General features: G+C 73.5%; 11 protein-coding genes. 3 read left to right on the top strand and 8 right to left on the bottom strand.

The genetic code is table 11. From position 1 onward, the window contains the following. Positions 1-54: 54 nt before the first annotated feature. Positions 55-702 (top strand): alpha/beta hydrolase, encoded by a 648-nt coding sequence (locus tag V6U89_RS14375; protein WP_334571503.1) that lies wholly within the window; start codon positions 55-57, stop codon positions 700-702. A gap of 52 nt (positions 703-754) precedes the next feature. After that, positions 755-1,117: a VOC family protein gene (locus V6U89_RS14370; RefSeq protein WP_334571502.1), complete on the top strand. Its 363-nt coding sequence runs from the start codon at positions 755-757 to the stop codon at positions 1,115-1,117. Positions 1,118-1,148: 31 nt separating this feature from the next. On the opposite strand, the gene V6U89_RS14365 is transcribed toward V6U89_RS14370, so the two are convergent. Continuing rightward, positions 1,149-3,209, bottom strand: coding sequence for an amylo-alpha-1,6-glucosidase (locus tag V6U89_RS14365; RefSeq protein WP_334571501.1), 2,061 nt, complete (start codon positions 3,207-3,209; stop codon positions 1,149-1,151). Beyond that, positions 3,209-3,580 (bottom strand): SCP2 sterol-binding domain-containing protein, encoded by a 372-nt coding sequence (locus V6U89_RS14360; RefSeq protein ID WP_334571500.1) that lies wholly within the window; start codon positions 3,578-3,580, stop codon positions 3,209-3,211. Before V6U89_RS14360 ends, V6U89_RS14365 begins: the two co-directional genes overlap by 1 nt. Before the next feature lie 146 nt (positions 3,581-3,726). Here V6U89_RS14360 and V6U89_RS14355 point away from each other — a divergent pair, with 146 nt between their 5' ends. Further along, the gene (locus V6U89_RS14355) at positions 3,727-4,836 is read left to right on the top strand and encodes a DNA glycosylase AlkZ-like family protein (protein WP_334571499.1); all 1,110 of its coding nucleotides are present in this window, start codon (positions 3,727-3,729) and stop codon (positions 4,834-4,836) included. A gap of 70 nt (positions 4,837-4,906) precedes the next feature. Here the strand turns inward: V6U89_RS14355 and V6U89_RS14350 are convergent, their stop codons facing one another. The 6 genes from V6U89_RS14350 to V6U89_RS14325 all read right to left on the bottom strand — a co-directional run bounded on the left by V6U89_RS14350 (position 4,907) and on the right by V6U89_RS14325 (position 10,455). Continuing rightward, positions 4,907-5,323 (bottom strand): CBS domain-containing protein, encoded by a 417-nt coding sequence (locus V6U89_RS14350; protein WP_088960657.1) that lies wholly within the window; start codon positions 5,321-5,323, stop codon positions 4,907-4,909. Positions 5,324-5,387: 64 nt separating this feature from the next. After that, positions 5,388-6,077 (bottom strand): TMEM175 family protein, encoded by a 690-nt coding sequence (locus V6U89_RS14345; protein ID WP_334571498.1) that lies wholly within the window; start codon positions 6,075-6,077, stop codon positions 5,388-5,390. Positions 6,078-6,174: 97 nt separating this feature from the next. Continuing rightward, positions 6,175-6,615: a PPOX class F420-dependent oxidoreductase gene (locus V6U89_RS14340; protein WP_334571497.1), complete on the bottom strand. Its 441-nt coding sequence runs from the start codon at positions 6,613-6,615 to the stop codon at positions 6,175-6,177. A gap of 105 nt (positions 6,616-6,720) precedes the next feature. Continuing rightward, the gene (locus V6U89_RS14335; RefSeq protein WP_334571496.1) at positions 6,721-7,746 is read right to left on the bottom strand and encodes an aspartate-semialdehyde dehydrogenase; all 1,026 of its coding nucleotides are present in this window, start codon (positions 7,744-7,746) and stop codon (positions 6,721-6,723) included. A gap of 73 nt (positions 7,747-7,819) precedes the next feature. Beyond that, positions 7,820-9,166: a M16 family metallopeptidase gene (locus tag V6U89_RS14330; RefSeq protein ID WP_334571495.1), complete on the bottom strand. Its 1,347-nt coding sequence runs from the start codon at positions 9,164-9,166 to the stop codon at positions 7,820-7,822. Next, entirely contained in the window at positions 9,163-10,455 is a 1,293-nt protein-coding gene (locus tag V6U89_RS14325) for a M16 family metallopeptidase (protein ID WP_334571494.1), read from the bottom strand. The genes V6U89_RS14330 and V6U89_RS14325 overlap by 4 nt, the downstream gene beginning before the upstream one ends. Positions 10,456-10,482: the final 27 nt, after the last annotated feature.

The following is a 10,482-nucleotide window of genomic DNA, read 5'->3' as shown; positions in this document are numbered from 1 at the left end:
TGCCGCTGGCAGAAGGGCTCGCCCCGGCCGGCGCCCGCGGCCCAGGATGGCGGGATGACGGAACGCGGGGTGCTGCTCTGGATCCACGGCGGCGGGTGGCGTGGCCGGTCGGACGAGGACGGGGTGGCCCTGGCCCGGCTCGGGATGCGGGTGGTGGCGGCGACCTACCGCTTCTCCCACCAGGCGCACTGGCCGGCGCAGCTCGACGACGTACGCCGGGCGGCGCGGGCCGCCCGCGCGGAGGCGGGCGGGCTGCCGCTGCTGGTCGCCGGTGACTCGGCCGGCGGCACCCTGGCCCTGCACCTGGCGCTGCGCGGGATCGACCGGCCGGACGACGTGGCGGCGGGGCTGGCGTACTGGCCGGTGAGCGACCCGCTGGACGAGGAGTGGCGACGGGCACGGGCTGACGACGACCCGTGGGCCGACCTGCTGGGCCACCCGCCGGCGGCTGGGGACCCCGCCACCGTCGACGCGACCGTCGCCAGCCACCTCGGCAACCGGGTGCCGGTGCTGCTCGTGCACGGCACGGGCGACGCGGCCGTACCGGTGGCGCAGTCGGTCGCCCTCACCGGGGCGCTCGTCGCCGCCGGCCACGCCACCCACACCTGGATCACCCACGGCGGCCACGCCCCGGCCCTGGACCGGCCGGACATCCGGGCGGTCACCGCCGCGTTCCTCGACACCGTCCTGCCGGCCCGCTGACCGGCGGAGAAATCCTCCGCCCGCCGGGAGTCGGCGGGGCTACCGTCGACGCATGCCGGAGCTGCACTCCATCGTGATCCACTGCCGCGACCCGTACCTGCTGGCGCCCTTCTGGAGCGTGGTCACCGGGCTGCCGGTGGTGCCGGAGGACGAGGCGAAGCTCGCCGACCGGGCGCTGGACCCGGGCGAGTCGGTGCTGCTGCGCGACCCGCACGGGCACCGCCCCGATGTCTGGATCTCCCCCGTGCCCGACCTGCCCGCCCCCGGTCGGATCCACCTCGACCTGGTGGGCGACGCCGAGGAGCGGGCCGACGTGCTGGCGGCCGGCGCCACCGTGGTGCGGGAGCTGCCGGGCTGGACCGTCCTCGCCGACCCGGAGGGCAACGAGTTCTGCCTGCTCCCCCACCGGCCCTGAGGGGGCGGCGGGGAAGCAGGCGAAAACTGGCTCACTCGGCGAGTTTCTCCAGGTCCAACCGGCCCCGGGCGAAGGCGTCCACCCGACCCCACCGGCCCGGGATGTCCAGCACCTCGATCCGCCCCATGCCGACCGGCAGCCTCGGCTCGACCGCCAGGTGCCCCTCGTGCGGCTCCAGCCCGAGCATGGTGCGCAGCAGCAGCAGCGGGGTGCCCGTGGACCACGCCTGCGGGCTGCACGCCGTCGGGTACTCCACGGGGAACTTCGTCTGCTCCCGGGGATAGCCGCCGAACGCCTCCGGCAGCCGCCCGTTGAAGTACCGGGCGGCGTCGAGGATGCCGCTGGCGATGGTGGCGGCCTCCTCGTTGAAGCCGTACCGGCGCAGGCCCCAGGCGATGAAGGAGTTGTCGAAGGGCCAGATGGTGCCGTTGTGGTAACCGATCGGGTTGTACCGGACCTCGCCCTCGGCCAGGGTGCGCACCCCCCAGCCGGAGAAGAGCCGGGGACCGACCAGGTGGTGGGCGATCTTCTCGGCCCGGTCCTGGTCGACGATCCCGCTCCACAGCAGGTGCCCGATGTTGGAAGTCAGCGTGGCGCACTGGCGCCCCTCCGGGTCCAGAGCGAGGGCGTAGTACTCGCCGTCCTCCACCCACCAGTCCCGGTTGAACCGCTCCTTGAGCTGCGCCGCCTCCCGCTCCAGTTGGTCGGCGTACCCCGGGTCGTCCCAGAACTCCCGGGCCAGCCGGGCGGCGCGCAGCTTCGCGTCGTACGCGTAGCCCTGCACCTCACAGGTGGCCCGGGGGAACGGCGGCAGCGTGCCGTCGCGGTACTGGATCGAGTCCCAGGAGTCCTTCCAGCACTGGTTCTCCAGGCCGGTCTCGCTGTTGCGCCGCTCGTACCAGATGTAGCCGCTGCCGACCAGGTCGGCGTAGTCGTCGATCCACTTGAGCGCGGCCCGGCACTCCCGTTCCAGCTCGCGGACCAGCGCGACGTCCCCGCTCCACTTCTCGTACTCGTCGAGCAGGATCACGAAGAGCGGCGTGGCGTCGACCGACCCGTAGTACGGCGAGTGCGGCTGCTCCTCGAAGGCGGCGGTCTCGCCGTAGCGCATCTCGTGCAGGATCCGGCCCGGGTCCTCGTCCCGGAAGTCGTCGAACCGGGTGCCCTGCAACGCGCCGAGGATGCGCAGCGTGGTCTTGGACAGCTCGGGGGCGAACGGCAGCACCTGCAGGGAGGTGAGGATGCTGTCCCGCCCGAACATGGTCATGAACCAGGGCAGGCCGGCCGCGGGGAGCGCCGCGCCACCGAGCGACAGCGGCGAAAAGCGCAGCGCCGCCAGGTCGATCAGACTACGGCGGTAGGTCGACGCCAGCTCCGGGTGCTCAGTGTTGACCTTGGGAGCCTTGGCCACCCACTCCTGGAGGTCGTGCTCCAGGGCGAGCCGCTCGGTGCCGTGCGCCCGCACACCCATCCGCAGGTCCCGACCGCCCGGGCCGAGCGCAGCCGTGTCCACCTGGATGCTGGTGTCCCACTGCTCGTTGGGCTCCAGGTGGACGGTGAACGCGAACCCGTTCTTGTCGTAGCGGGCCGGGCGGGACGCCGAGATCACCGTCTCCCGCCGGAAGTTGCCCCGCCGGTAGCCCAGCCGCAGCCGGTCCGCCTCCACCTCCGTGTAGATCTCGCCCTTCTTGTTCAGGATCTCGTCCTTGACCTGGAACAGGTCGGCGAAGTCGGAGCCGGCGTCCATCCGGATCTCCAGGTCCACCGGCTTCTCGTCGTGGTTGAGGATGGTCACCTGCTCACGGAAGCTGGCGCCCACGGCGCGCTCCCGGATGATCGACAGCTTGGCGTCGATGTAGTGCGTGGCCATGCCGGGCACCAGGAAGAACCGCGCCTCGTAGTACTGCAGGTCGTCGAAGGAGAGCGCGTTGAGCCGCTCGCCGTTGACCGTCAGCACCCACTTCGACAGGAAGCGGGTGTCGAGGGAGAACAGGCCGGTCGGCTCGCTCGGCGTCGCCTCGATGTCGCCGGTGTCCTGGGAGACGACGAAGGTGTTGCCGTCCAGGATGCGGATCATGTTGCTCTGCGCCATCAGCGGGCCTCCCTGCGGAATTCGTGACGGGGGCCGGTGGAGGTGACGGGACCCGGGAAGATCCGTTCCACCTGGAGCAACAGTCGCGGGTTACCCGAGACGGTCATGTCGCCCCGCAGCACCGCGGCGATCGCGTTCTCGCGGCCCGCGACGATGTCTCCGAAGAACACCGGATCGGTGCCGATCACCGTGTCCGCCTCCCGGTCCTCCTGGCTCACCTCGAGCCTGCCCCGGTCGATCTGGAGCAGCCAGTGCGTCGTCTGCGCCCCCTCGTGCAGGTCGAAGCGCAACGTCCCCGAGGTCTTGTCCAGCAGGGGCTCGTAACCCCGCCGGTCGAGATCGTCGAAGAACCTCGTGGTCGGGTCCACCATTCACTCCCCCCGTCGATCCACGGCATCACGACGTACGCGACCGGGTCCCCGTCCGGCACGCCGTCAACCTCGCCCGGATCGGGTGAGTCCGGGCGAGCGTCGTACCGGCGCAGTAGCCTGCTCGACGGACGACGACGGGAGGGCCGATGGCGACGGTGCCGACGGTCGACCGCGGCCGGGTGCTCGCTCACCGGGCCGCTGCGCAGCAGCTCGGCCGGCCGGGGCTGCGCCCGGCGGACCTGGCGGTGCTCGACCTGGGCGTGCAGGACACCCCCTACGGCTCGGCCCGGCTGGCGCTGGCCGCGCGCGGTGCCGCCGACCTCGACGACGACCGCCTGGAGTTGGTCTGGGCCGCCCGGGGAGCGCCGCACCTGCACCGCCGCGCCGAGCTGACCGGGCTGGCCGCCGCGCTCTGGCCGCTCAGCGACGCCGACGCCGCGCGCCGGGTGGCCGGACGGGTCCGCGACGGTATGACGAAACTCGGCACCGTCGCCTTCCACCGCACCGCGCAGGCCTTCCGGGAGGTGGTCACCACCGCCATGGACAAGGGCGCGGTGAGCCGGGCGGTCACCGAGCGGATTCCCGCCGAGCTGAGCTACGACTGCGGGCCGTGCGCGGCGCGGCACGTCTCCGGGTCCCTCTTCCAGCAGGCCGGGCTGGCCGGCGGCGTCCGGCTCGAGGTGTCCGGGCGGGGCGCCCGGCTGGCGCCGCTGGCCGACCGGCCGGCCCTGCCCACGCGGGCGGCGGGCACGGCGGGCCTGGTACTGGCGTATCTGCGCCTGCTCGGGCCGGCCACCGTGGCGGACGTGGCCGGCTTCCTGGGCACCTCCGCCACCGAGCTGCGGGCGGTGTGGCCGGCGGCCGAGCTGACCGAGGTGCGGGTGGACGGCCGGCGAGCATGGCTGCCCACCGACCGCCTCGACGCGCTGCGCGCCGCCGAGCCGCTGGACGGCGTCCGCCTCCTGCCGACCGGCGACCCGTTCCTGCAGGCGCGGGACCGGGACGTCCTGGTTCCCGACCCCGCGCACCACCGGGAGCTGTGGCGGATGCTCGGCAACCCGGGCGCGCTGCTGGTCGACGGCGAGATCAGCGGCAGCTGGCGGGCCAGGCAGTCCGCTCGGGGTGGGCTCGACCTGACCGTCACCCCGTTCACCCGGCTGTCAAGGCGGACCGGCGAGCGGATCGAGGCGGAGGCCGAGACGGTACGACTGGCCCGTGGGGCGGCCGCCGTGACGGTCCGGGTGGAGTCCGCCTGAGGGCACCGCAGGCAGGAGGGACGCCGGCCCCCCACGAGGGGAGCCGGCGTCACGTCCCGCGGCGGACAGGTCAGTTGTTGGGCTCGTCGGCGCTGATGTCGGCCAGCACCGACTGCGGCTCCCGCTCGACCGCCAGGTCACCCATCGACACCAGGCCGACCAGCTTGCCGTCGTCGATCACCGGCAGCCGGCGTACCGCGTAGGTGCGCATCAGGTCGGCCGCGGCGACGGCGTCGTCGTACTGGCTGACCGTCACCACGTCCTTGCTGGTGACCTGGTTGAGCCTGGTGGTGTTCGGATCCATGTTCTCGGCCACCGCACGGACCGTGATGTCCCGATCCGTGACGATGCCGACCACGTCGTCTCCCGCGGTCACCACCACGTCGCCGATCGCGCTGTCGCGCATCTCCTGCGCCGCCGCGGTGAGCGTGTCGTTGCCGTCCATCGTCACCAACCGGGTCGTCATGAACTCTCCGACCGTTGTCATGGTGCTCCCCTCTCGGTGTCGGCAGGCCCCGTCTACCCGCCACGCCGCAGCAGGTAACGCATGCTCACCGGTGCCGGCGCAGCCGCCGCCGGAGGTCGTAGAAGCCGTTGCTGGACAGCGCGTAGAACGGCGGCAGCAGCAGGAAGATCACCAGCGCCACCGGCACCGCGCCCAGCCAGCCGACCAGCGCGGCCACCGCGTACGCGCCGATGCCGAGCACCGCCCGACCGCGCTCGACGGCGAAGAACCGGGCCGGCACGCGCTCCTGCAACAGGTCCTCGTGCCGGCTGAGGTAGTGGTAGAGCCCGAACCAGGCGGCGGAGAGCACCACCCCGACCGCCGCGTACAGCACCACCGCCACCATCTCATCGGCCCGGTCGCCGGCCTGCACCGACCGGGAGACGACAACCGTGGCGAACGGCAGCAGCGCGGTGCTGAACAGCACCCCGAGGTTCCACCACTGCAGGCCGCGGTCGGTGCTGCGGATGCGGTGGTAGGTGCCCTTGTGGTTGAGCCAGCCCACCGCGACCCAGAGGTACGACGTCACGTACGCCAGGTAGGTGGGCCACTGTTCGAGCAGGAGGTGCCCCATCCCGCCGGGGTGCACCTCGGGCGGGTTCAGCTCCAGGACCAGCACCGTGATGATGATCGCGAAAACGGCGTCGCTGAACCCGACGGCCCGTGCGGTGTCCGACCGCAGCGCCTCCTCCTGCTGCGCTGCGGCCGGTTCGGGTCGTGCCCGCTCGGCGCCCATCGGCTCTCCCGTTCCCGCCGGCCGTGCGGTCGCCGGCGTTACGCAGGAGCCCGGTATACCCGCCGGGCCGCCGCCACACCGCCGTCGCGTCAGCCGCTCAACCGGGCGGCGGCATGCCGTAGACCCGCTCGACGTGCAGGCGCAGCACGAGGCGCCGCTCGGCGACCATGGCGGCGCGGAAGTCGTCCCAGTCGGGGTGTTCGCCCTGCACCGCCCGGTAGAGACCGACCAGTTCCTCGACGGTGGGATCGTCCGGTCCGGCCGCCACCGGGGTCAGCTCGGCCCGCGCCTCCGCCACCGCGTACGCCCAGCCGTCGTCGCTGCTGACGTGGAAGCTGGCCCGCGGGTCGCGGCGCAGGTTGGCGGTCTTGGCCCGGCCGTCGGTGACCGAGACCCGGATCAGCGCACGCTCACGGTCGAAGGCGTAGAGGACGTTGGACAGCTGTGGCCGGCCGTCCCGTTTGATGGTGGCGAGCACGCCCACCCGGCGGCCGGCGATGAGATCGTCCAGGGCCGCTCGGGTCCGTTCGTCCGCCATGGGCACCTCCGCGTCGATGTCGGCGGCGTGTACGCCGCGCGGGCGACCACCTGAGAGGCACCAATATGCCCGTCCGGCAGGTCGCCCGCACCCGGATCGGGCCGTTCAGCGGAGTTCGGCGGCGACCAGCTCGGCGATCTGCACCGCGTTCAGCGCGGCGCCCTTGCGCAGGTTGTCGTTGGCGCAGAACAGCGCCAGGCCGTGCTCGACGGTCTCGTCGGCGCGGATCCGGCCCACGTACGTCGGGTCCTGGCCGGCGGCCTCCAGCGGGGTCGGCACCTCGGACAGGGCCACGCCGGGCGCGCCGTCGAGCAGCTCGCGGGCCCGCTGCGGGGTGAGCGGCCGGGCGAACCGGGCGTTGATCTGGAGCGAGTGACCCGTGAAGACGGGGACCCGGACGCAGGTGCCGGAAACCTTCAGCCCCGGGATGTCCAGGATCTTGCGGCTCTCGTTGCGCAGCTTCTGCTCCTCGTCGGTCTCGAAGGAGCCGTCGTCGACGACCGAGCCGGCGAGCGGGAGCACGTTGAAGGCGATCGGCTGGGCGAAGGAGCGCGGCGTGGGGAACTGCACGGCGGCACCGTCGAAGGCGAGCGCGCTGGCGTCCTCGGCGACCTTGCGGACCTGCTCGTCCAGCTCGGCGACCCCGGCCAGGCCGGCCCCGGAGACCGCCTGGTACGTCGAGACGACCAGGCCGACCAGCTCCGCCTCGGCGTGCAGCGGGCGCAGCACCGGCATGGCGGCCATCGTGGTGCAGTTCGGGTTGGCGATGATGCCCTTAGGGCGGACGGCGGCGGCGTGCGGGTTGACCTCGGCCACCACCAGCGGCACCTCCGGGTCCATCCGGAACGCGGAGGAGTTGTCGATGACCACGGCGCCGGCGGCGGCGACCCGGGGGGCCAGCTCCTTGGCGGTGCCCTTGCCCGCCGAGAAGAGCACGATGTCCAGCCCGGAGTAGTCGGCGGTCGCCGCGTCCTCGACCGTCACCTCGCCGTCGCGCCAGGGCAGCGTGCGCCCGGCCGACCGGGCGGAGGCGAACAGCCGCACCTGCTCCGCCGGGAAGTCGCGCTCCGCCAGCACCTGCCGCATCACGCCACCGACCTGGCCGGTGGCCCCCACAATGCCGATCCTCATGCCCGCGAGGCTACCCAGGCGGCCGGTCCGGGCGGGAATGCTTTCCCACCGCCCGGACCGGATTCGCCCCAAATCAGAGCGTGGCGTCCGTCACCTCGCCGAGCCCGGTCGCGGTGAGTTCGTCGCGGATCACCGCCGCGTCGCCCTCCACCACCAGGGTCAGCGACTCCGGGTGCAGGTGGGCGGCGGCCGCGGCGGAGACCTCCGCCACGTCGGCGGCGAGCAACGCCTCGCGCAGCCGGGCGTGGTAGTCGTCCGGCAGGTCGTGCACCACCAGGGTGGTCAGCGCCGACGCGATCGCCCGTGGGCTCTGCAACTCGACCGACAGCTGGCCGGCCCGCCACGAGCTGGCCACCGCCAGCTCGTCGGCGGTCACCCCGCCGACCTGGGTACGGGTGATCTCCCCGACCGCCTCCACCAGGGCCGGCGCGGTCACCGCGTTCTGCACGCCGGAGCTGACCGCGAACCGGCCGAAGCGGCGGGACGAGGCGAAGTCGCCCCGGATGCCGTACGTGTAGCCGCGCACCTCCCGGATCAGGTGGTTGAGGCGGGAGGTGAACGCCCCGCCGAGCACCGTGCCGGCGAGCGTCATCGGCACGTGGTCCGGGTGGGCGCGGTGCGGCGACGGGTGCCCGAGCCGCAGCGTGGACTGCACCGAGCCGGGCCGGTCCACCAGGAGGATCCGCCGCCCGGTGTGCAGCGGCACCTCGATCGGTCCGCCGCGTTCGGCCGGGCCGCCGCCGGTGCCGGCGAACGCCGCCGCGGCGAGCGCGTCCAGGTCGAGGCGGTCCAGGTCACCGGCGACGATCAGCGTGCCGGGCCGCAGGAACCACTCCGAGTGGAAGACGGTGACGTCCTCGACGTCCAGCGCGGCCACCGAGTCCGGGTCGCCGTACATCGGGCGGCCCCACCGGTTGTCGGCGCCGAAGAGGTCGGCGCGCAGCGCCGCGTCGGCGCGCGGGCCGGGGTTGGCCCAGTCCATCCGCAGCGCGGTCGCCTCGTCGTCGCGGACCCGGCGCACGTCGTCGGGGTCGAGCCGGGGCGTGCGGACCGCCTCGGCGAGCAGCTCCACCGCCGCGCTCAACCGGTCCACCGGGACCTGCACGCTGACCTGGAAGGAGTCCCAGTCCAGGCCGGTCACCAGCTCGGTGCCGAGCCCCTCGACGGCGAGCGCGAAGCTGGTGGCGTCCCGCTGGGCGGTGCCCTCCTCCAACGCCTTGGCCAGCACCCCGCCGAGCCCCTCCTTGCCGACCGGCTCGCGGCCGGCCCCGGCGTCGAGCAGCAGCACCGCCACGGCGAGGTTCTGCCCGGGCAGGTGCGCGGCGACCACCCGGCCGCCGGCGACCTCCCGGCGGACCACGGCGGGGAACCGGTACGGGCGGGGGGTGCCCGCGCCGGGACGGGCGGCGATCAGCGTCATGGGGTCTCCTCCGGCAGGTAGGTCAGGGTCACCCGGTCGTCGGCGCCGAGCAGCTCGGCGGCCTGTTCGGCGATCTGGTCGGCGGTCACCGCCAGCCAGGCCGGCAACCGTTCGGCGGCCTTGGCCGGGTCGCCGAACTGGGTGGCGTACCGGCCGAGGGTGTCCGCCCGGCCGTCCACCGTGGACATCTGCCGCCACCAGGCGGTGCTCAGCAGCGCCTTGGCGCGGTCCAGCTCGGCGTGGGTCACCGGCACGGTGGCCAGCTCGTCGACCACCTCGGCGACCCCGGCGGCCAGCCGCTCGGCGCCCACCCCGGTGCGGGCGGTGGCGGTGGCGATCAGCGGCGCCGGGGCGTGCGCCAGGTCCACTCCGTACGCCCCGACCAGGTCCGGCTGGGCGATCCGTTCCCCGTCGGCGAGGCGCTGGTAGAGGCGGCTGCCCCGGCCGCTGCCGAGCACCGCGGCGAGCACGGTGGCCACGTCGTACCCGGGGGTGCCGAAGGGGTGGGTGCGGTGCGCGACGTACACCCGGGGGGCGGGGACGTCGGTGGTGACGGTCTCGACGGCGGCCCGGCCGGTGGCCGGGACGGTCCGGCCGTCCGGCGCGGCCGGGATCTCCTCGCGCGCGGGGATCGCGCCGAAGTACTTGTCGGCGAGCGCGAAGACCTCGGCGGCGGAGGCGTCGCCGACGACGGTGAGCACCGCGTTGTTGGGCGCGTAGTAGGTGGTGTGGAACGCCTGGAAGGTGGCCAGGTCGGCGGCGTTCAGGTCGGCCATCGAGCCGATCGTCGCGTGGTGGTACGGGTGGCCGGGCGGATACAGCAGCGGCAGCAGCCGCAGCCAGGCGTCGCCGTACGGCACGTTCTCGTAGCGCTGGCGGCGCTCGTTCTTCACCACGTCGCGCTGGTTGTCCAGCGTCTCCTGGGTGAGCGCCGGGACCAGGCCGCCCATCCGGTCGGCCTCCAGCCAGAACGCCAGCTCCAGGTGCTCGGCCGGGACGGTCTCGAAGTAGTTGGTCCGGTCCGGGTTGGTGGTGGCGTTGAGGGAGCCGCCGCAGCCCTGGATCAGCCTCATGTGCTCGGTCTTGGCGACGTTGAGCGACCCCTCGAACATCAGGTGCTCGAAGAGGTGGGCGAAACCGGTCTGCCCCGTCGGCTCGTGCCGGGAGCCCACGTCGTACCAGAGGTTGACCGCCACCGCCGGAGCGGTGCGGTCCTCGCTCACCACCACGCGCAGGCCGTTGTCCAGTCGGGTCGTCTCGATGGGCCAGGGGTAACCGCTGTCGGGCATGACCCGACGCTATCCGATCTCCGGGGC

The organism is Micromonospora sp. CPCC 206171, assembly GCF_036906755.1.
Classification (GTDB): Bacteria; Actinomycetota; Actinomycetes; order Mycobacteriales; family Micromonosporaceae; genus Micromonospora; species Micromonospora purpureochromogenes.
The sequence above is the reverse complement of the archived record's forward strand: the minus strand, read 5'-3'. Positions and strand labels throughout refer to the sequence as shown.